The following is a 19,679-nucleotide window of genomic DNA, read 5'->3' as shown; positions in this document are numbered from 1 at the left end:
CAGGAGTAGTCGTCCGTCCTCAGGCCGTCGTCTCGTCCCGTGCCTTCTCCGCTTCGGCCTGCACGAGATACTCGCGGTCGTCGGCGTACTCGCTCGCTTCCGCGAGCGCGTCGTCCGTCCCGATCTGTACGAGCGCCCAGGCAGCGGACGCGCGAACGGAACCGGATTCGTCGTCGTCCAGCACTTTGGCGAGTGGGTCGATCGCCCTCGTGTCGCCGATCAGTCCGAGTGCGCGGGCCGCAGCGGAGCGTACCTCGGCGTCGTCGGCGACGAGCTGGTCGGCGAGGGGCTGGACCGCGTCCTCGCTCCCGATCTTCCCGAGCGCCTGGAACGTAACCTTCTGTAGGCCGACGTCGGCGTCGACGTACTCGAGCAGCGTATCGACCGGTTCCTCGCTGCCGATCGTCCCAAGAACGCGGATCGCGTGCTTGTCGCGCTTCTCGGCGCGGGCGAGCATCTCGTCGAGGGCCTCCTCGGGCCCCATTCGTTCGAGAGCGTCCATCGCGTGCTCTTCCATGAAGTCCGAATCGAACGTATCCAGGGCCAGCAGAATTGGCTCGGCCTCGCCGCGCTTTTCGTAGACCTTGAGAGCGCCCCACTCCGGCGGGAAATCCTTGCGGTGTTCGAGGACGTCGTAGTAGCCCTGCGAGTCGAGCTGCTGGCGGACGCTGAGGTCGTCCCACTCCTCGGCGGCATCGAGATCCTCATCGAGGGCGTCCGTCGCTTCGACGAGGGCCGCGATCGCGTCGGCGTCCTCGTCGGGATCGAGATCGGCCTTCTCCACGCCAGCGGCGACGTCGTCCAGAGCCTCGGCGGCGGAGTCCAGATCGTCGCCGCTCGAGGACGGTGCGTCGACGTACTCGTCACCGGCGTCGAGGTACGACTCCACGGCTTCGTGGACCTGCTCCTCACCAGTGTCGGTCCACTCACCGGATTCGATCGCGTCGACTGCGTCCTCGATCGAGGTGACGATGTCTTCGGCGTAGGGTCCACGGGCGTCTTCGAGGTCCCCTGTCACCGATTCGATCTCGTCGGCCAGCTCCTCCGCCGCCGGCGTCTCGTCTTCGTCGTCGGGCTCGGGGAGGTCAGCTGCTTCGACGTCGGCCTCGAGAGCGTCGATCTCATCGGCGACGTCGTCGAGATCGGCCTCGGTTTCGGCGGCCTCGAGTTGCTCCTCGATGGCTTCGAGTCGCTCGCGCAACGACTCCACGGTTGGCTCCTCGTCGCTCATTGGATACACATCTCGCCGGATTCCTTCTAAGCGTTTCGTTCGGAGGGTTTCCACTGCCTCCGGTGGCGAGGCGTTCGTGGCGTTGGTGCTACTCGACGAGATGGGGGATCGGGAACTGCTCGCGCCAGTAGAGCCACGGGCCGAATACGAGATAGGCCAATCCGAGAAACAGGAGTGCCCAGGGGAACGTTCGCTTGGCAAGCAGTGGGGCAATTACGGCCATTGCGTGTACGACGCCCATCACGAGCGCGTCGCGTGCGAGGAGATCGGGGTACCGTAGCGGGGAGAGCATCAAGTAGACGAACGCTGCGGTGATGACGAGCAGGATGTCGGGTCGGGTGATCCCCGTCAGGATTGCGGCGCCGATGAGCGTCGCTGCGAGAGTAGTCTGGACGCCCTCGGTGTAGTCGTCCTCGGTGTCGTAGGCCGTGTAGAGCGCGAGTCGTGTGATTGCGGCGCCGACGAACAGTGCGGGGAGGACGAACGCGACGATCGCTCGAGGCTCGGTGGACTCCAGCGGAACGATCCCCCACTCGCGGGCGGCGACAGCGTACACCAGTACTGCTGGTGCGATTGCGAAGGACACGACGTCAGCCAGTGAATCGAGATACGGGCCAACTTTTGTTCCCCCGCGCCAGCGCGCGACGACGCCGTCGAGCCCGTCGAGAATCGCCGCGAGCAGCAGTAGCCTCGCGGCTGCCCAGGCGTCCGTCGTCGCGACGAGGATCGCCAGAAATCCCAGCAATGCGTTGGCGACGGTAACCGCATCGGCGAGTCCCGTCCTGCCAACGAACCGCGGGAGCATATCGAATCGGTATCATGGGGTCGCCTTACCCCTTTCCGTTTGACGAGCGGGACTTGTCCTGCCGTCGACAGCGGCCTGTCCACGCGAGTCGATCGGTGTTGCACGGGCCATCGTCGCCGTCCCGTGATACTGCGGCCCGCCGCAATCTCGGATCGGGCCCCATTTGGTCGTCCACTTCGAACCCTCTCTCAATGCACCGTCGGGCGTATCTCGCGAGCGTCGGTGGCGCCATAGCGGCGACGAGTGGGTGTTTCGGTCTCTTCGAGGGTGACTACGACGTCGGAATGTCGCCGACGGATTTCGAGCCCCAGACGCTCACCGTCGAGGCCGGTACCGAGGTCGTCTGGAAGAACACGAGTTCGCGTGGCCACACGGTGACGGCCTACGAGAATGCCATCCCAGCGGATGCGGCCTATTTCGCGACGGGCGGTTTCGAGTCCCAGGCCGCTGCACGGGACGCCTGGAACACGCTCGGCGAGGACGGCATCATCGGCCCCGGCCAGACGTTTTCGTACACCTTCGAGATCCCCGGCCGGTACGAGTACTTCTGTATTCCACACGAGTCCGAGAAGATGTTCGGCTCGGTCGTCGTGGAGGAGTAGCGGTCACTGCTCGCGCCACGATTCGCACTCACACCCCGGGGTCTTTCCTCCCGGGCCGGCCGTTCGAATCAGATCGGCAGTTCGTGGTCGAGACCGAACGCAGATTGCTCGTCCCACAGTGCCCAGAGCGCAACGACCGCGACCACGAGCGTGATGGAGAGAACGCCGACGCCGGAGAGAAGCGCCCAGATGCCGGTGACTGCTTCGAATCCGAGGAGTCCGACTGCGCCGTACCAGCCCCAGCTCTTCACGTTCCAGAGTCCGTAGGCGATCGCGATCGAAGCACCTGCGATCGCGAGGAAGACGGTACCGAGTATCGCGCCGAGTCCGGCCAGCCCGCCCATACCAATGTCGCCGAGCTGTGAGGACGCCACGAATAGCGACAGGCCACTCAGTACGGAGAGCACGCCACCGACCGCGAAGAGGCCGCCGACGAGTTTGGTCTTCTGTGGTGTTTCGGTTCGGTTCCGCGAACTGCGTCTCCCTGTGGACATGCACCGATGGGTCGCCTCGGTATCTGACTTGAAGCTGTGGACACCGAGCTGACAGTGAATGGGGTGGGCGAGGGGTGAGGAAGGTGCAGACAGTGGATGAGCTAGAGACATCTCTCTGCCTCGTGCGTACGAATGAAGAAAGAAGTCGGGCCCGTCAGATTTCGACGTCTTCGTCCTCGACGTCGACGGCGGCCTCTTCCTCTGCTGCGACCTCTTCGGGTCGTGCCTCGAGCGTGGCCTTCTGAATCTCGACCCGCCGGAGCGGGTAGATCGTCTTCGCCTCGCCGTAGATCGCACTGGAGAGGCGGCCCTCCACGACGGAGTCGATGAGCGCTTCGAAGGTTCGCTCCTCGCCGGCCTCCTCGATCATGTCGATCATGACGCGTCGGATCGCCTTCTCCTGGCTTGCGTCCGCCTTTTTCGTCGTGAACGCGACGGGCTGGATCTGCACGCGGTAGTCGTCCGTCGTAAGGACGGTGACGTACGCCTCGACCTTCGAGGCACCGCGGCGCACGAGGCTGCGCAGGTAGTCCCGCGTGAGCTCGTGGCTGATGAACTCCGTGTAGGCCGCGTCGCTGCCGACGTCGTTGATCTTGAACGTCAGCTTGGTGTTGTTCTCGCCGGCGTCGTCCTGCAGATCGCCGAGCGTGGTTTCCACGGTCCGTCCGAGGACCTGGTCCGATTCGTCAGCGGGGGTTTCGCCGAGCTCCGCCCGGTCGAACTGCTCCGGGGCGTGCACGGTGTACCACCGCTTTTCCTGTCGTTGTCGTGAGACTGATCGCTCGCTCATTGTGTATCTGTGTTCGTTCGGTTGGCGTGCTGTTCGTCGGTGACGGATGCCTGTCCGTTCGGTCGCTCCGGTGTGCTCGGTGGCGTCGAGTCGTCTCTGCTCGCGTTGTCGACCGTCGTGGTCGCCACGTCGAGTGCGACGACGTAATCGTCGATGGTCGCCTCGAGACCGCCGGTCGTCTCCCGCTCGATCGTGGTGACGACGCGCCCGTCTTCGACGCGCGTGTCGATTTCGTCGGTGTCGTCAGGCGCGATCGCCGCGGCGACGGTCTCCGGCGAATCGACCTCGCTGGTGATCGTCGCTCGGCGCGCGTTGAGCAGCGACGAGGTGTCGGCGTCGGTCGCCGAAACACGATTACGGTCGGTCATCGTTCCTCCCTGACGGCCTCGACGATGGCCGTCTCGGTCGTGGTCTCGAGTTCTGTCGGGTCGCGAACGACTGCGTAGCGGGCAGTGACGTCGACGTCGCCGCCAGCGGTCGCTGCAACGGCCTCGATCGCAGCCGTCGCGTCGTCGTCCCGGGTCCCAACGGCGATCGCGTCGTCGCCGATCGCGAGCGCGACCGGTTCGGGCGATCGCGCGTCGCGCGCGAGTGCTGCCACGATCTCCGGTGGTGCGTCGCCTGCCTCGTAGACTGCGACGCCGTCGTAACGCGTGGGATCGGCATCGGCAAGCGCTGCGTGGGTCGCCGTGCTCGCCTCGCGCCACGCGGATCGCACCGCGTCGATTCCGACGTCGCCGACGGCGTGTGCGGCGGCGATACCGGGCGAGACGACCGCGGTGGCCGAGAGCAGATCCGCGTACCCCTCGAGCGTCGGTACCGGATCCGCCACGTGGTGGGGCCGGAGCACGCGCTCGACGGCTTCGGCGGTGATCTGCGGTACTGGCCCCTCGGTGGCCGTGACGGCGACGAGGGACGCGACCGCTCGACGCTGCTCGTCGGTGAGATCGCTCGCACGCTCGCGGTCGTCGGCGTCGAGGCCGACCTCCGCGAGTACGTCCGCAGTTGCAGCCATGTCGCCAGAGAACTCGGCGTGCATCGACGTCGAGTGGGTGAGCCCGTCGACGAGGTCGTCGGTGGCCAACCCCACGCCGTCCTTGCGCTCGAGTCCATCGGACTCGGCGCGTTCGAGCAGTGCCGGCGCGGCGTCGGCTGGGAGTTCCCCAGCCGCGACGACGCCGGCGAGGCCGAGTGTCGGATCTGGATCGACGCCGAGCTCGGTCGCGATTTCGACGGCAGCGACCGCTGCGGGTCGCTCTGCACTGTCGAGCGTAAGTGCCGCGCCAGGAACTGGGCCGATCGCAACCGTCACTGCGTCGGGATCGCCCGCGTCGACCCGTTCCGTTCGCCGGTCGGCCGTCGCCGTGGGCGAGACCTGGATCGGGACGTCGATCGATCGGAGCGCTCGCGCGAGGACGCCTGCCGCAGCGACGGCGTCCCCGTCGCGTCGGATCACCAGCCGCACCAGGGGCGCCTCCCGGAGCGACGCGGCTGCGTCGCTCGCGGCGGGGGCGGTCCCTACGGTGTGGCTGGCGGCAGGCATCGTTACTCGAGGAGTTCCGCAGCGTTCTCGTAGGTGTAGGTGAACTCCTCGTCGATCTTGTCACCGCGGTAGTAGTCGACGAGCCGGCGGACCTTCGACTCCGTATTCTGGAGTGCTCGGCGGTTCTGGTGGTCCTGGCCGTTCTCCTCCATGTGCTCGTTCAGGCGAACTGCCTGTGCGAGGAGGTTTCGGAGGTCCTCCGGAATGTCGTTCTCGACGTGGTTGTTCTCCATGATCTCGGTGACCTTGGAGCCAGTTGCCGCCTTCACGTCTGGGATCGGCGTGCCCTTCACGCCCTCGTCGCGGAGCTTCAGACCGATCTGGGAGGGGTCGTGCCCCTGCTCGGCCAGCTCCACGACGCGATCCTCGACGTCGTCGGCGTCCACGTCACTCCACTCGGGCGGGTCGTCGTCCGCGGGCCGGTCTGAACCGGACGATCCGCGGCGTCGTGAGTGCATTCGTGCCATAGATTGATAGGAACGGCACAACCGCACGAAAGCCCCGACGGCGAAACCAAGTCCCACAGAACTCGTGGGTCTCGAAACGCTGTCCGGGTGCACTTCCGCAATCCCAAGCCGTGCGTGGCGGAAAGACGCTCCGCGAAGACACGCGGCGGCGAGTCGGATTTGCGGCCGTGCTGTTCCCAGTAGTCAGTACCTCTGGACCGTCCTAAAGGGTTTCTACTCGGCCGTAGCGGGCAGACTGCCCTTCGTCGGTCCGATCCGGCCGGTCACGGTCCACGACAACGGCCGACACTCGGGATCGTTTTCGAGGGGTTTATCAACGACTCCGGCGGTATAATTCGAATGCGGGCTCGTAGATCAGTGGTAGATCACCCCCCTGGCACGGGGGAGGCCGCGGGTTCAAATCCCGCCGAGTCCACTCGTTTCCTTCGCTCACTCCGTTCGCTCAGTCACTCGTAGACTCGGCGTACCTCGCAAACGCTTCGCGTTTGCTCAGTCCCGCCGAGTCCACCACTGAGAAGTCAGCCTCGGGATGCTCTATGAGAGTGGACGATCTCAGTGTGCGGAAACCTCGGAGACGACGTTGAGGACGTAAACGCCGCCGAGGATCAGTCCGATACCGAGCACGCCCGCGGGATCGATCGTCTCGTCGAAGACGACGACCCCGATCGCGGCGATACCGACGATGCCCAGCGCGGCCCACGTCGCGTACACCGCGCCCACGGGGAGTTCTTCGAGCGTCAGCGAGAGGAGATAGAATGCCAGACCGTAGCCGAGGACGACCGCCAGACTGGGAAGCGGGTTCGAGAACCCATCCGAGAGTTTGAGGGCGGTCGTTCCAACCAGCTCCGAGCAGATTGCACCGGCGAGCAGCGCATAGGGATGCATACTACCTGATGCACTGCCGGTGATACTGACGTTTCTGCAATCGGCCCCAACTTCCGATCCGTTGCAGTCCGCACAGTCGCAGGACTCGCGAAAGCGGCACGAACTTTAGGCAACTGGCCGGAAACGACGAGATATGACGGCGCTCTCCGAGCTCGGTCTCTCGAGCTACGAAGAGAAGGTGTATCGTACGTTGCTGGTGACGGGAGCGACGACGGCGTCGGATCTCTCGGCGGCAAGCGAGGTCCCTCGCGGTCGCATCTACGACGTCCTGAACGGTCTCGAATCTCGACAGCTCGTTCGATCGCAGGCCAGCGAGCCGACGCGCTATCTCGCCGTCGAGCCGGATACCGCCGTCGACAGGCTGCTCGACGAGCGCGTTCGCGAACTCGATCGGGAGCGGGATCGGTACCGGGAGGTGGCCGACGCTGCTCGCTCGAACCTCCTCCCGGAGCCACCGGCGGACGGCAGCGTCTGGCTGGGATCCCTCGGCAGTGACGCGATGAGCAGTGCGCTGGAGGAACACACGCGGACCGCGACGGACTCTATCCACGCCCTCGTGGGGCCTCCTTACGAGTACGCGTCGTGGGAGACCCTCCAGAAGGAGTTCGATTCCTTCTTCGATGGCGTGGCTACCGACGTCGAGATCTCGCTGATCGTCACGGATCGAGTGCTCGACCTCGTTCCGGAGTCGTTTCCGGATCTCCTGGCGGCGCAGTCGGCGAGCGTCGACGTCAGAGTGCGTCCGGAGATTCCACTGTCCTTCGACGTCGTCGATCGAGCGTCCGCGACCATCGACGTGCTCCATCCACGATCACCCGCCGATCGGCTCGGCGTCGTCGGCGTGAACGAGGCCGAGATCGTCGAGGAGCTCGAAGCGCAGTTTCAGGCGTGCTGGGCGGATGCAGTGCCGTTGCCAGAGTGACCGCTCGGATCTGACCGCAATCGAAGTGAGAGCGGGCGTTAGATCGCTATTTCTCGCCGTTCGGCCCACACGCAGCTTTGCATCTCGTTCCGAGCGATCGTCGAAAAATAGCGGGAGGTAGATTTGAACCTCGCCGAGACGGTCGCCTCGCTATGCTCGGCGCTGCGACTCGTCTGGCTCAAATCAAATCCGAACTATTTCTCGGCGATCGGCTCACTCCTCGCTTCGCTTCTCGTTCGCTGTGATCGCCGAGAAATAGCGGGAGGTAGATTTGAACCTGAGGCAGACGATCCGACTCACTCCCGTCGGTCGCTCGCCGGCTGCGACTGCCAGGGATCAAATCTACGGGATCTATTTTCAGCGAACGGCTCGCTCCTCGCTACGCTCGTCGTTCGCGTTGTTCGCTGAAAATAGCGGGAGGTAGATTTGAACTACCGATCTCCGGGTTATGAGCCCGGCGGAATCTCCTGGCTATCCCATCCCGCTACCGATCAGTATCGCTGTTTGCCCATTAAGGGTTGTGATTCCCAGACGGCGTGCGAATCGCTATCGGTGTGTTCGCCACGTGAACAGGTTTTCCATCGTATAGTTGACAATGAACCCAGTCGCGATACCGGCACCGTTCGCGAGGACGTAGGAGACGTCGTACTGGACTGTCAACACGGCGAGAACCACGGTCGCGACGGCCAGCCCACCGAGGCGAACGACGTTCGAGGTGAGGAGTCGCCGAAAGACCGCGACGAGATCGTTCGCGCCCCACGAAGCGAACGTCCACCGCTCGTTGATGACGAACATCACCACGATCGCGGTCTCCGCGCTGACGATCTTGGCGACGACCGGTGAGGTGGAAAACAGCTCGACGAGCCCGATCAACACGGCGAAGTCACAGGCGGTGCCGACGGCACCGACAGCCATGAACTGCCAGAGCCGGTTGAACTTTAGTGTCTCCCGGAGTGCGCTGGAGAGTTCTACCATGCTATCTCACTTCCCGTCTGCCAGTCGATCGAGGAGCGGTCGTTTTCCTGTACTACCGAGCATCGTCCGTCGCTGCGCACGAAGGAGCGCCGCGCCCAGGGCCGCTGTCGTCGAAATCGGGCCGACCGTGGATCCGGGCCGATCCGCCCACGACACCGGCACCTCCACCACCCGGAGATTGTGCTGTCCCGCTGCAGCTATCAGATTGACGTCCCAGCCGAACCCGGGCTCGTAGAGGTCGCCACGGACGAGCGCCCAGCTCTCCGCGTCGATGGCCTTCGCTCCACACTGGTAGTCGAAAAGCGGGACAGATAGCAGTCGCCGGCCGAGCCAGGCGAATCCGTCCCCCAGAGTCCCGCGGAGTCTCGACTGCGTGTTCGAGACGGTTGCCTCCGGATGGCGTCTGGATCCGACCGCGAGATCTGCGCCCCCGGACCGAAGCGCTTCGACGACGCGCCCGACGCTCTCGACGTCCGTACTGCCGTCGGCGTCCAGAAAGCAGTAGTCGTCCGTACCGAGCGCTTCGAACCCTGCCGTGATGGCTGCTCCCTTCCCTCGTCGGTGATCCGACACTGAGACGGTCGCGGGAAGCGCACTGACTTCGTCGCGGACCGTTCCGCTCGGATCGTCGAGCTCGATCCGGATCGTGGCGGGATCGAGCGACGCGAGCGAGTCCACGTATGCGGCCAGCTGCTCGACGTCGGGATCGTAGGCAGGTAAGACGACCCCGAGTGAGCGTTGCATTCGTTCGAGTCGGAGGTCCGCTTCGTGAAAATCCTTCTGCACACCTGGGGCGTCCCCGGGGTGTCTTGCCGGCGTCCTGCCTCTGCTGTCGTTTCGCCCCATCTCCTTCTCGTCTGGGCCACTCTCCTCTCTCTCTTTTTGCTGGTTCCTCGCTTTTCTCTGCTGTTATCCCGACCCTCTCAAATCTGTGTTTACGCCGTCAGCGCACGATCAAAACTGGGGGAACGTGTACTATCGCTCGACCAGTTCGATCTCGTGGCCGTCGCAGTCTTTCGTGAACGCGTAGTTGTAGTCACAGGACTCCGGATCGCGGTAGTCGTCCGCGTCCCGACGCATGAGCGTCTCCCAGTCCGCTTCGAGGTCGTCGACCCGCGCGGCGAGGTGGCCCCACGAATCGCCCATCTCGTATCCATCGCCGTCGTAGTTGTACGTCAGCTCGACGGTCATCGCCTCCTCGGGAGCGTCGCTCGGTGCCATGAAGTACAGCGCGAACGAGTCGTGCTCGGAGCGACGGACGAGCTCGTAGTCGAGCGCTCGCTGGTACCAGCCGATCGCTTCCTCGGCGTTCTCGACTCGAATCATCGTGTGATCGAGCGACCAGCGCGCACCGTAGTCGCGCTCGACGATTTCGATCTCGTGGCCGTCCGGATCTTTCACGAAGGCGTACTGGCCACCGCAACTTTCGGGATCGCGGTAGTCGTCGACGCCGGCCTCCATCAGCTCGTCGTAGGCCTCGTACACGTCGTCGACGCGGACGGCGATATGTCCCCAGGCGTCGCCCATCGTGTAGCTCCGGCCGTCGTGGTTGTACGTGAGTTCCAGTGTTGCGTCGTCGTCGCTTGCGCCCTCCGGGGCGAGGTGAACGTTGGTGAACGTCTCGGCGTCCCAGCGGCCCACTTCCTCGTAGCCGAAGTGATCCTGATAGAACGCCATCGATTCCTCGAGGTCCTCGACGCGGCACATAACGTGATCGAGTACTCCGACCATGGGGTCACTCCGCCCTCGCGGCAGGAAACGGTGTCGCCAGCGGCGGCGCGTGCGGGGTTCGTGAGTACGTTCGAAACGCGATGGAGCGGTTCCGGGTCGTACGCAGTTACACGTTCACGTTGTAGCCCCGGAGGTCGTCGAGCGCGTCCATCTGCGCGTCGCGCGCTGCTGCCTTACCGTGGAATCCCGCAAGCGAGTCGAGCCGATTTTTGATCGCCCGCGTACATGCGTCGATTTCGTCGAACCAGTCGAATCCGGACTGCTTCATCAAGAAGTGGATCGTGGTCCAGTAGCCAACGGGGAGTGGATCTTCCTCGGAGGTTTCGCCGACGGCAGGAAGGCGGCCGTCGAACTCTTCCAGCACGTTGAGCGTCATGCGCGACGCCAGCGGGCGGAGTCGATAGGCGCGATCCCCGCCTCGCTTGCCGAAGTTCTCGATCGCCTTCTGTCGGGCGTTCTCGTACTCCGGATGGAACCAGGTCACGTCGTAATCGAGGAAGCCACTGAGGTCGAGGGCGTCCCAGCGATCCTGTTCATCCTCGAGGAGCTGCTCAATCGCTGGTTCGCCGTTGAGGACGAGCACCACGCCGCCGCCCTCGAGCGTGTTTCCACCTTCCAGTTCGAGCGGTCCGTGGTCGCTGGTGTTCCCGAATCGCCAGAACCAGGCGCGGTCGAAGGCGTCGTGAGACTGATAGCGATCCCACGCGTCGACCATGTACGACTGAAGGAACGTTTCTTCGGCTGCACGATCCGCCAGATCGAACGTTACCTGCGCGCTCCGCATGGCGTCAACGGTCTGCCGTTCCGTTGATATACTTTCTCCCGCTACTTCCGCAACACGAGCCGCAGCACGTCCTCGTCCTGGAGTTCGTGGGTCAGGCCGACCTGTTGCTCGTCGTGTTGCGCGCTGGGTCCAGTCACGCGACTCATCCGGTAGCGGTCGTCGAAGCCCAGCTTTTCGACGGCGTCCTCGACGGTCTGGCCTTCCCGGAGGACCAGCGGCTCGTCGTAGTCGACGCCCCGTCCGGGTTTGTCCATGTAGACGCGGATGAGTCCGAGCTCCTCCCAGAGACGCTCCTTGAACGAGTCGAGCCCCTTGTCCTCCTCCGCGCTGATGAAGATCGCCGCCTCTGGATCGATGTCGCGTTCGCGAAGCCCCTCTTTGACCGTGTCGACGTAGCTCGGATCGATCAGATCCGCCTTGTTGACGACGGTGAGCGAGTCGACGTACTCCCGGTTCTCCATCACGCCGTCGATCAGCCGGTCGATCCCGACCTGTTCGTTGATGACGACGTCCGCGTTGACGTAGCCGTGTTCTCGAACGACGTCGACGACCGTCTCCTCGTCGAGATCGAGATCGACACTTGCGGTGATGTCGATGCTTCCCTTACCCTTCCCGGTGACCGACACCCGTGGGGGCTCCTGGTCGACGCGGATCTTGTTGTTGTAGAGCTCGTCGGCGAGGAGATCGTACTGCTGGAGTTCGAACGGCGAGAGGACGTAGACGATGAGATCGGCGGAGCGGACGACGGAGAGGACTTCCTGCCCGCCACCGCGGCCGCCAGCTGCGCCCTCGATGAGCCCCGGAACGTCCAGTAGCTGGATCGAGGCGCCGCGGTAGTCCAGCATACCGGGGTTGACGTCGAGCGTCGTGAACTCGTAGGAACCGACCTCGCTCTCGGCGTTCGTCAGCGCGTTGAGCAGCGTCGACTTGCCGACGCTGGGAAAGCCCACGAGCGCGACGGTAGCATCGCCCTGCTGTTCGACGTGGTAGCCACCGCCACCGCCAGAGGATTGCTGTCGCTTCGCGTACTCCTCTTTCTTCTCAGCGAGCTTCGACTTCAACCGGCCGATGTGGGCCTCCGTCGACTTGTTGTACGGCGTCTCGCTGATCTCCTCGCGGAGCTCCTCGATCTCCTCCTCGAGCCCCATCTTCGGAGGTGCTTACGCGACCGCCCCGAAAACGCTTCCCATCACAGGCGGTCGGCGTCCTCTCGGTGGCGGGGTCGGTAGAGTGGTGATGCTGCTGTGCGAGCATTGTCAACACGCGACGCCAAGGAGCGAAATCCGACATCCTATAGGCGATGCCGACGGTAGCTACCGGTAGTCATGTCTGCCCCCTCCACCTTTCGAGACAGCACGCAAATCGTACTCCCAGTCGAGACGCTGGAGGGCTTCTGTGCGGAGATCGAGTCGAAGTTCACCGTCACGATCGTCGACGACGGCCCCTGTCGGATCGTGGGGAGTCCAGTCGAGATCAAGAAGGCCAGCGACTTCCTCGCGCGCAACGGAGTGACGATTCCCTGAGCGAGCGTTTCGATCGCGGTGTTCCGGCCACCTGTCTCTCTGTCCTTCTGTCGCTTTCTCTCTACTCTGCTTCCCGCAGTCGGTCGAGAATCGAGAGCGTGCCGTCCGCGTGGGCACCCTGGACGACCTCGTCGGCTGCGGCCTGCGCGGCATCGTCGGCGTTCGCGACGGCGTAGCTTCGGCCGACCCGCTCGAACGTCTCGACGTCGTTCTCCGAATCGCCGATCGCGACGAAGGCTTCCGGATCGACGCCGATCGAAGCAGCCACGATTGCGAGCCCTTTCCCCTTGTCCACTTCGGGCGATTTGACGTGGAACGCGTAGCCGGAGTCGACGACCTCGAGTCCGTGCTCGCCGGCGAGCTCCCGCAGCGGTGCTTCGGGCTGGTCGATCTGGACGGCGACCTCCGTCTCCCGCCAGCGATTCAACGGATCGCTGTCGCCCCAGCCGAGATCGTAGCCGGCATCCAGATAGGCGTCGGCGACTGCTCGCGACGCGGCGTCGTCGCCCAGAATTTCGAGATGGTCCTCCGTGAACGCGACGCCGCCGTTCTCCGCGACGACGCGGAGCGGAATTCCGAGGAAGTGACAGAGTGCGACCGGGTAGGGAAACGCCTTCCCCGTCGCGATCACGATCGGCGCCGGCCAGTCGTAGAGAGCGTCGAAGATCCGCGGGTCGATCCTGTCGCGGTCGGGGTCGGTGAGCGTCCCGTCGATGTCCAGCGCGAGCGGGGGTACCATCTTGGAGTAGACTGTGTGCGGCGGGGAGAGAAGTGTGGCGATCGAATTCGGGTGTCAGTGGCGGCTAACCGTACGTGACCGCAAACAGCCCGGAAGCCCCCTCCCGCTCGCGCGACCTCACTTGCTGCGCGCTTCCCTCGCTTCGCTCGGTCCAGTGCTTTCGTCGTGAGGCAGCTCGAGCGGTCGGCCCCTTCCATTCCCACCCGACGGATTTTCCCCTCGCGAAACCCCGGTGGAACGGTTCACCGAGCGCTGAGCGGTTGTCGGATCGCCCAGTAAAAAATCGGTGGTGCCTCAGATCAGCGACGCGCCGTCGAACTCGCTTTGCTCGTAGTCGACTTCCATCAGATCGAGGATGGTCGGTGCGACGTCGAAGAGGTTCGCGTCCGCGATCGTGGCTTCGGGATCGTCGACGAACAGCGTCGCGTCGTGGAAGTTGTGCATGCCGTTGCGTGGGCCCGTCGTGAACACGTCCTTGCCGCCCTTGAAACCGGATTTGAGGTCGAAGCCGGTGTTCGGGATGACGACGAGGTCGGGTGCGATCTCGTCGTGGGCGCCCTCGAACGCATCCTCGCCTTCGACGACGCGCTCGGCGACCGGAGTGCCGTCCGGTCCTTCGAGCGCCTCGAGCTCGGCCTTGAGCTCGTTCCGGACCGCGTCGTACTCCTCCTCGGGGACGGTCCCTCTCGGCTCGCGCCCCTCGAGATTGAGGTAGAAGCGACCAGGAATTAGCGAGTAAGCGCGCGTCTCGTCGTCGATGTCGGCGAGGTTCTCGTGGTCGTCACCGTCGAAGGAGAGCCAGCCTTCCTCCTGAAGCCACTGGTTGCAGTTGACCTCCCAGTTCAGTTCGGTAAAGCCGTGGTCGCTGGCGATGACGAGCGTGACGTCGTCGGGAAGCTGGTTGCGAAGCTGTCCGAGGTAGTCGTCGAGCGTCCGATAGAACTCGATGAACTCGTCGGCGAACTCGCCGTCCTCGACGTAGTCCTTGAACAGGAAGTGGTTGACCCGATCGGTCGTCATGAAGACGCCGAAGAAGAGGTCCCAGTCGTCTGCGTCGAGGTAGTGCTGGAACGCCTCGAACCGTTTGTCGAGCGTCTCGTGTGCGTCCTCGACGAACTCCGTTCGGTCGTCCTGGTGACCAAGCTTGGCGTTGACGTCGATCTTGTAGCCGATCGACTCGAGATACTCCCGGAGCTCGTCCGGGAACGCGGCCTTGTCCACGCCAGGGGAGAGGAATCCAGACACCATCCGCTGGACGTTGCGCTGTGGCGGGAAGGTCACGGGGACGTTGAGCACGGTCGCCTTGCGGTCGTCCTCGGTGACTCGGTCCCAGACACGCGTCGCCTGGACGTCGTTGCCCATCGGGACGTAGGTGTCGTAGGAGTCGATTTCGCGGTCCTGGAACCCATAGACCCCGGTCTCACCGGGGTTCACGCCGGTCGTGAGGGAGGGCCAGCACGCGCTGGACTCCGGGGGCACGATGCTCTCCATCGCGCCGCCGGCACCTTCCTCGGCGAGGGCGGTGAGATTCGGGAAATCGCCGGGGTTGTCGGCGATCAAGCTCCAGGGAACGCCGTCGATACCGATAAATGCGACTCGCGGTGCGTCGTCGCCGCCGAGCCGGTCGAACAGCCCCATGTTGGCGGCCTACAGGTAGCTGGTACAAAACGCTTGGTTTCGCGCCGCGACTGCCAGCCGTCACCGACTCCGGCCGACTTTGCCGGAGCCAGGTCGATCGTCTGTGAGATCACTGCCGACGCCGTCGCTACGCAGATATCGTCCACTCTCAGAGCCGCGGTTCGAGAATCATCTTGCGGTAACTGTCCGGATTACTCCGCGTCGCCCACCGGTGTGCCACACTCGGGGCACTCCTCGCCGTGCTCGGCGTTCGTTGGCACGACCGTCGGGTGGGCCATCCCGGGCGCGTCGGGGGACCGCTCTTTTGCTGCCATCGAGTACAGGTACGCCTCAAACACTCAAATAATTACCCATAATCATAAAACATGGTCTGCTTGACTTCGATTACTGGAGCGTATCGGTTATGGATTGGCGCGTGTTTTTGCGGGAATTGACTACCTGTGAATGCAGTTGAAGGTGGAAGGGATGTTCCGGTTCTGTGATGTCCACAAGCCTCCAAGCGCTCGGTCCGCCCCGACGAAGCAACCGATGACGAGCGGAGCTCGTCAAGTGCCTGAGGAGACCTCCGGTCACCGCAGGCGAGGGTATGCGAGCCGAGGAGCACAGCGAGGCAGGATCGTCGAACGAGAGGGTGATTCCGCGGCTGTTTGCCGTCCAACCCACCTACAACTGCAAACCCAGTAGTCCAGTTGCTCATTAATTCCAAGACCAGTCGACCCAGAGAACGGACCAGTTCTCGCGGGAAGTGACACCACCCGAACTAGTTCGGGAACGACCTCTCCCGCCGCAGAGCCCAATCCCGAACTACAATGGCGAGCACCTCACAGGACCCCATTTCGGTCACCGACGAGCGACACGACAACTCGTGGTCGGCGAACCTCGAGAAACCCGAGCACGGCGAGGACCTCGATCTGGTACTCGATGGTGCAGTCCAGGCCGTCGAGTACACCGTTCCGGGGAATCACGTGAACCTCGTCACCCACGGCGAGCACGGCCATCCCTCGGAGTACCTCTTCGAGCACATCGAGGCCGAGTTCGGGGAGACGATCGAGATCGAGTACGTCGAGCGCTGTGGCTGTGGCGGCCACGTGTCGCGGGTGCAAGTGCTGGCGGAGTAACTATCACAAACATTTGCGGCTTACCAGCCGCGCACGGACAGTTTTCAGACGAGCACGCGTTCGAGTTCCACGACGACGCCCTCGTTCGCGTCCGGATCGCCGACCAGCCGACCGAGGCAGACCGCTGCGCCGTCGGGCGTGTAACAGACGACGAGTGGCGAATCGCCCGCCTCGCCGTCGTCGTCGACCTCGAGTTTGGCGTCGAAATCACCGCTCTCCGGGCCAGATAGGACCCCCGGTGCGTACACCGGTGCACCGTGGGCGACTTCCTCGGCAGCGCTGGGCGCGATCGTGATACCCGGGAGATTTGCCAGCGCGCGTTCGGCAGGAGCGATCACGTCGCGGAGTTCGATGGGCGCCTCGTCCTTCTCCTCCTCCGCTTCCGATTCCTCGTCAGTGGATTCTCCCGACCCCTCGGTAGCTGAGGTGGACGCCGCCTCGCGAGCGTACGCGAGCGCGTCCACGAGATCTTCCATCGTCACGAGATCCGAATCGTCGAACGGCGTCGTGCCGGTCCGACGGAGGTGTCCCATGTGCGCGCCCGTCCCGAGCGCGAGCCCGAGATCGTGGCAGAGCTTTCGGACGTAGGTGCCGCCCTCACAGCGGATTCGGAGGAGTGCTTGTCGGTCCTGCACCTCCAGTACGTCGAGATCGTAGATTTCCCGGACGCGAACGCGCCGTTTGACCGCGCTCTTCCGGGGCGGTTTCTGATAGATCGGCCCCTCGAACTCGGCGACGATCTGTTCGAGATCCGCGGGTGGATCGCCGTGGAGTTCGAGCACGGAGACGTACTCCTTCGCGCCGCGGTGGAGGACCTGTGCGAGTCGCGTGGCGTCGCCGAGCAGCATCGGCAGACAGCCGGTGACTTTCGGATCGAGCGTACCGCCGTGGGCAGCGCCTTCGATTTCGGTGATCGGATTCGCATCCGACGGTCGGCTGCCAGCGAGCTCGCCGCTCCCGAGCGCGTCGTTGACGGCGTCTCTGACCCAGCCGGCGACCTCGTGAGCGGAGGGGCCGGGCTGTTTGTCGAGGTTGATGACCCCGAAGGAGAGCAACTGCGCCGGCGTACGGTCCTCCGGAGGTCCCCGCATTAGAGATCGAAGCCGACCGGCACCTTTCCCTCGTCCGCTTCAGGGTCGTGGTGCTCGACGGCGGCGGCGAGCAGTTCGGGGACGTCCGCTTCGCCCCAGCGTGCGGTGTTCAGGACGACGTCGTAGATGGAGAGGTCCTCGATGTCGATGTCGTAGTAGTCGAGGTAGCGCTGGGCCTCGCTGGCCTCGCGCTCGATGGTCTCCTCGCGAGCGACGTCGACAGCCTTGTCCTCTCGCTCCGCGATGCGCTCGGCTCGGACGGCGACGGGCGCGTCGAGCCAGACGCGGAAATCCGCGTGATCGCCGGAGAGCCAGCCGGCGAGCCGGGATTCCAGCACGAGGTCGTCGGCGTCGGTCGCGATCTCGTGGAGCCGGCGATCGAGGTCACGGTCGATCGCGGGATCGCTCTCGGCTCGGCTGTTGAGCTCCGCCAGCGAGATGTCCTTCTCGTCGGCGAGTCCGCGGAAGATGTCACCACCGCTAGTGTGCTCGAGCCCGAACTGCTCGGCCAGCGCCGCGGCGGTGGTACTCTTGCCGCTTCCGGGTGGTCCGGAGACGGTTATGAACATAGGTAAATTGCGCCGGGCGTGCTCAAAGGCGTTGTGAATAGCTGCGGAGTGGCGGCCCTGCCGCCACCGAATCAATCGGACTCCGAGCTGTGAACCGTCGCCCCGGGACCGACGGCAGTCTGATAGGCGCGACATTCGACGCCACGCTCGTCGAACTCCTCGACCATCGCGCTGGCGATCGCCCGACGGCGACCAGGGTAGCAGGCGGCGATGACGCCCGGACCGGCGCCGCTGACGGTGACACCTGTCGCGCCCGCGTCGATCGCGGCGTCGCGGACCGCTTCGTACCCGTCGATGAGCGCAGCGCGGGCTGGGCTCACGACCTCGTCGTGCATGCCTCGTCCGACGAGGTCGGGATCGTCGCGACACATGCCGACGGCGAGCGTGGCTGCCATCCCGACGGTGTTCACGAGTTCGTCGAGCGAGGCGGTGTCGGGAATCACGTCCCGCGCGTCGCGCGTGGAGACGACCGACTCGGGGAGGCAGACCACCAGCGGGATCCTGGCGTCGACGGACGTTACGCCGACGTCGCCCCCGGCTGCGATCGTGAATCCTCCGAGTAGCGCGGGCGCGACGTTGTCTTCGTGGGCTTCCCCAGAGACGAGTTCCTCACCCTCCGCTGCGATCGGAACGAGCTCGCTCCGGGAGTAGCCGCGGTCGTAGAGTTCGTTCAGTGCGAGGGCGGCGCCGGCCGCGCTCGCCGCCGAGGAGCCGAGCCCGGACGCCGGCCGAACGCCCTTGTCGATCCGGATGTGGGCCGGTGCGTCGAGGGCCTTCGCGACTGCGCCGACGGTGTTCCCCTCCGGATCCTCGGGGATGAATCGGCTCCCGACACCGGTCACCTCGATCGAGGTTTCCTCTGCCTTCTCGACCTGGATCACGTCCGCCGGCCGACCGAGCGCGACGCCGAAGACGTCGAACCCGCTTCCGAGGTTCGCACTCGTCGCTGGCGCCCGCACGGTAATCATACGCAGGCGATAGCCCGACGCCTTCAAAAAGCCGTTGGTACGCTCCCCCACGCCGGCACTCATTCGGGGCCTCGTCGCTCCGTTCCAGGCCAGATTCCCTGCTCAGTTTCCGGACTCGACGCCGGGTGCGTCGCCCGCGGAGACATCTGCCGGCTCGTCCTGGCCACCGACGACGAGGTCGCCGTCCTCGGTCTCTACGTACGCGTCGTCGGCGAAGCCGCCCTCGGCGTGTGGGTGCTCGGGATCGTCGAGCTTTGCCGGCGTCGACGGCGCGCTCGGCAGCCCGCCGTCCGGTTCGAACTCGCCGAGTGGGTCGTCGATCGTAATCCCGTGGGTGTCGAAGAACTCGGCGTACCGGTCGTAGTGAGGTTCGAGCTCGCCGATCGGGATCTCCATCATCTCCGTCCAGCCGTGGTTGTAGAAGTCGAAGTTGGCCTGGACGTGCGTGATTTCGCGGGCCTCAGCTTCCGGATAACCGGCGCGGAGTGCTGCGACGTAGGTGTCGGTAGTCGCGTCGAACAGTGCATCGAGGTGCTCGCGTCGTTCCTCCCTGCGTGCCTCCTCGGCCTTGTCGAGGAAGATTCCGGTGTGCATGTCGACGAGCTTGCGTCGCGTGAATCCGCCGACGACGGGCGCGGTGAGCGCAGCTTTGAACGCCCAGTGGCGTGCGTTCTGGCGTAGCTTCATGCCTCTGGAAGGGAGTCGACGGCCTTCAAGGTCGCGAAGGGGGTTACCCTCACATGCCTTCAACAGCCCCAGTATACGTGCAAGGTCGCTACCCCGGTCGTGTGCCGTGGACTCACA

General features: G+C 64.6%; 24 protein-coding genes and 2 tRNA genes. 5 read left to right on the top strand and 21 right to left on the bottom strand.

Going from position 1 to position 19,679, the window contains the following annotated elements:
- Positions 1-19 precede the first annotated feature (19 nt).
- Complete coding sequence (locus MXF70_RS13225) at positions 20-1,231, bottom strand: HEAT repeat domain-containing protein (protein ID WP_248516137.1); 1,212 nt, start codon at positions 1,229-1,231, stop codon at positions 20-22.
- Between the two features lie 88 nt (positions 1,232-1,319).
- Positions 1,320-2,036, bottom strand: coding sequence for a protein sorting system archaetidylserine synthase (locus tag MXF70_RS13220; RefSeq protein WP_248516136.1), 717 nt, complete (start codon positions 2,034-2,036; stop codon positions 1,320-1,322).
- 191 nt (positions 2,037-2,227) lie between these two features.
- Between MXF70_RS13220 and MXF70_RS13215 the strand changes: the two genes are divergently transcribed.
- Positions 2,228-2,638 carry a cupredoxin domain-containing protein gene (locus MXF70_RS13215; protein ID WP_248516135.1) on the top strand — a complete coding sequence of 137 codons (411 nt, stop codon included), beginning with the start codon at positions 2,228-2,230 and terminating at the stop codon, positions 2,636-2,638.
- Between the two features lie 68 nt (positions 2,639-2,706).
- Here the strand turns inward: MXF70_RS13215 and MXF70_RS13210 are convergent, their stop codons facing one another.
- From MXF70_RS13210 to MXF70_RS13190, 5 genes are all read right to left on the bottom strand, one after another.
- On the bottom strand, positions 2,707-3,132 hold the full coding sequence (locus tag MXF70_RS13210) for a hypothetical protein (RefSeq protein WP_248516134.1): 426 nt from the start codon (positions 3,130-3,132) through the stop codon (positions 2,707-2,709).
- Between the two features lie 154 nt (positions 3,133-3,286).
- The gene (locus tag MXF70_RS13205; protein ID WP_248516133.1) at positions 3,287-3,922 is read right to left on the bottom strand and encodes a 30S ribosomal protein S3ae; all 636 of its coding nucleotides are present in this window, start codon (positions 3,920-3,922) and stop codon (positions 3,287-3,289) included.
- Entirely contained in the window at positions 3,919-4,290 is a 372-nt protein-coding gene (locus MXF70_RS13200) for a KEOPS complex subunit Pcc1 (protein WP_248516132.1), read from the bottom strand. The genes MXF70_RS13205 and MXF70_RS13200 overlap by 4 nt, the downstream gene beginning before the upstream one ends.
- Positions 4,287-5,465 (bottom strand): exonuclease, encoded by a 1,179-nt coding sequence (locus MXF70_RS13195; RefSeq protein ID WP_248516131.1) that lies wholly within the window; start codon positions 5,463-5,465, stop codon positions 4,287-4,289. Before MXF70_RS13195 ends, MXF70_RS13200 begins: the two co-directional genes overlap by 4 nt.
- A 2-nt stretch (positions 5,466-5,467) precedes the next feature.
- A complete protein-coding gene (locus MXF70_RS13190) occupies positions 5,468-5,932 on the bottom strand; it encodes a 30S ribosomal protein S15 (RefSeq protein ID WP_248516130.1) in 465 nt (154 codons plus the stop codon).
- A gap of 343 nt (positions 5,933-6,275) precedes the next feature.
- Between MXF70_RS13190 and MXF70_RS13185 the strand changes: the two genes are divergently transcribed.
- Positions 6,276-6,347, top strand: a tRNA-Ala gene (locus MXF70_RS13185).
- Between the two features lie 137 nt (positions 6,348-6,484).
- Here MXF70_RS13185 and MXF70_RS13180 read toward each other — a convergent pair.
- Positions 6,485-6,817 carry a DMT family transporter gene (locus MXF70_RS13180; protein WP_248516129.1) on the bottom strand — a complete coding sequence of 111 codons (333 nt, stop codon included), beginning with the start codon at positions 6,815-6,817 and terminating at the stop codon, positions 6,485-6,487.
- Positions 6,818-6,950: 133 nt separating this feature from the next.
- On the opposite strand from MXF70_RS13180, the gene MXF70_RS13175 reads away from it, so the two are divergent.
- The gene (locus tag MXF70_RS13175) at positions 6,951-7,739 is read left to right on the top strand and encodes a TrmB family transcriptional regulator (protein ID WP_248516128.1); all 789 of its coding nucleotides are present in this window, start codon (positions 6,951-6,953) and stop codon (positions 7,737-7,739) included.
- Positions 7,740-8,150: 411 nt separating this feature from the next.
- Here MXF70_RS13175 and MXF70_RS13170 read toward each other — a convergent pair.
- From MXF70_RS13170 to MXF70_RS13145, 6 genes are all read right to left on the bottom strand, one after another.
- Positions 8,151-8,225, bottom strand: a tRNA-Met gene (locus MXF70_RS13170).
- 60 nt (positions 8,226-8,285) lie between these two features.
- Complete coding sequence (locus MXF70_RS13165; protein ID WP_248516127.1) at positions 8,286-8,714, bottom strand: GtrA family protein; 429 nt, start codon at positions 8,712-8,714, stop codon at positions 8,286-8,288.
- A 6-nt stretch (positions 8,715-8,720) separates the two neighbouring features.
- Positions 8,721-9,458, bottom strand: a complete 738-nt coding sequence (locus tag MXF70_RS13160; protein ID WP_248516126.1) for a glycosyltransferase — start codon at positions 9,456-9,458, stop codon at positions 8,721-8,723.
- Between the two features lie 231 nt (positions 9,459-9,689).
- Positions 9,690-10,445, bottom strand: a complete 756-nt coding sequence (locus MXF70_RS13155; protein WP_248516125.1) for a VOC family protein — start codon at positions 10,443-10,445, stop codon at positions 9,690-9,692.
- 106 nt (positions 10,446-10,551) lie between these two features.
- The gene (locus MXF70_RS13150) at positions 10,552-11,229 is read right to left on the bottom strand and encodes a hypothetical protein (RefSeq protein ID WP_248516124.1); all 678 of its coding nucleotides are present in this window, start codon (positions 11,227-11,229) and stop codon (positions 10,552-10,554) included.
- Positions 11,230-11,270: 41 nt separating this feature from the next.
- On the bottom strand, positions 11,271-12,377 hold the full coding sequence (locus MXF70_RS13145; protein ID WP_248516122.1) for an OBG GTPase family GTP-binding protein: 1,107 nt from the start codon (positions 12,375-12,377) through the stop codon (positions 11,271-11,273).
- A 177-nt stretch (positions 12,378-12,554) separates the two neighbouring features.
- Between MXF70_RS13145 and MXF70_RS13140 the strand changes: the two genes are divergently transcribed.
- A complete protein-coding gene (locus tag MXF70_RS13140) occupies positions 12,555-12,752 on the top strand; it encodes a VNG_1110C family protein (protein ID WP_248516120.1) in 198 nt (65 codons plus the stop codon).
- A 61-nt stretch (positions 12,753-12,813) separates the two neighbouring features.
- Here MXF70_RS13140 and MXF70_RS13135 read toward each other — a convergent pair whose 3' ends face one another.
- The 3 genes from MXF70_RS13135 to MXF70_RS15280 all read right to left on the bottom strand — a co-directional run bounded on the left by MXF70_RS13135 (position 12,814) and on the right by MXF70_RS15280 (position 15,443).
- Positions 12,814-13,491, bottom strand: coding sequence for an HAD hydrolase family protein (locus MXF70_RS13135; RefSeq protein ID WP_248516119.1), 678 nt, complete (start codon positions 13,489-13,491; stop codon positions 12,814-12,816).
- 294 nt (positions 13,492-13,785) lie between these two features.
- The gene (locus MXF70_RS13130; RefSeq protein ID WP_248516117.1) at positions 13,786-15,129 is read right to left on the bottom strand and encodes an alkaline phosphatase family protein; all 1,344 of its coding nucleotides are present in this window, start codon (positions 15,127-15,129) and stop codon (positions 13,786-13,788) included.
- A gap of 191 nt (positions 15,130-15,320) precedes the next feature.
- A complete protein-coding gene (locus MXF70_RS15280; protein ID WP_259370363.1) occupies positions 15,321-15,443 on the bottom strand; it encodes a hypothetical protein in 123 nt (40 codons plus the stop codon).
- A 495-nt stretch (positions 15,444-15,938) separates the two neighbouring features.
- Here MXF70_RS15280 and MXF70_RS13125 point away from each other — a divergent pair, with 495 nt between their 5' ends.
- On the top strand, positions 15,939-16,247 hold the full coding sequence (locus MXF70_RS13125) for a CGCGG family putative rSAM-modified RiPP protein (protein WP_248516115.1): 309 nt from the start codon (positions 15,939-15,941) through the stop codon (positions 16,245-16,247).
- Between the two features lie 44 nt (positions 16,248-16,291).
- On the opposite strand, the gene MXF70_RS13120 is transcribed toward MXF70_RS13125, so the two are convergent.
- The 4 genes from MXF70_RS13120 to MXF70_RS13105 all read right to left on the bottom strand — a co-directional run bounded on the left by MXF70_RS13120 (position 16,292) and on the right by MXF70_RS13105 (position 19,562).
- Positions 16,292-17,338 (bottom strand): RNA-guided pseudouridylation complex pseudouridine synthase subunit Cbf5, encoded by a 1,047-nt coding sequence (locus MXF70_RS13120; RefSeq protein WP_248516113.1) that lies wholly within the window; start codon positions 17,336-17,338, stop codon positions 16,292-16,294.
- On the bottom strand, positions 17,338-17,907 hold the full coding sequence (gene cmk / locus MXF70_RS13115) for a (d)CMP kinase (RefSeq protein ID WP_248516111.1): 570 nt from the start codon (positions 17,905-17,907) through the stop codon (positions 17,338-17,340). Before cmk ends, MXF70_RS13120 begins: the two co-directional genes overlap by 1 nt.
- A 71-nt stretch (positions 17,908-17,978) precedes the next feature.
- Positions 17,979-18,875, bottom strand: a complete 897-nt coding sequence (locus MXF70_RS13110) for a homoserine kinase (RefSeq protein ID WP_248516110.1) — start codon at positions 18,873-18,875, stop codon at positions 17,979-17,981.
- A 102-nt stretch (positions 18,876-18,977) separates the two neighbouring features.
- Positions 18,978-19,562: a DUF6149 family protein gene (locus MXF70_RS13105; RefSeq protein ID WP_248516108.1), complete on the bottom strand. Its 585-nt coding sequence runs from the start codon at positions 19,560-19,562 to the stop codon at positions 18,978-18,980.
- Positions 19,563-19,679 lie beyond the last annotated feature (117 nt).

The sequence above is a fragment of the Salinarchaeum laminariae genome (assembly GCF_023204835.1).
GTDB lineage: Archaea > Halobacteriota > Halobacteria > Halobacteriales > Salinarchaeaceae > Salinarchaeum > Salinarchaeum laminariae.
The sequence above is the reverse complement of the archived record's forward strand: the minus strand, read 5'-3'. Positions and strand labels throughout refer to the sequence as shown.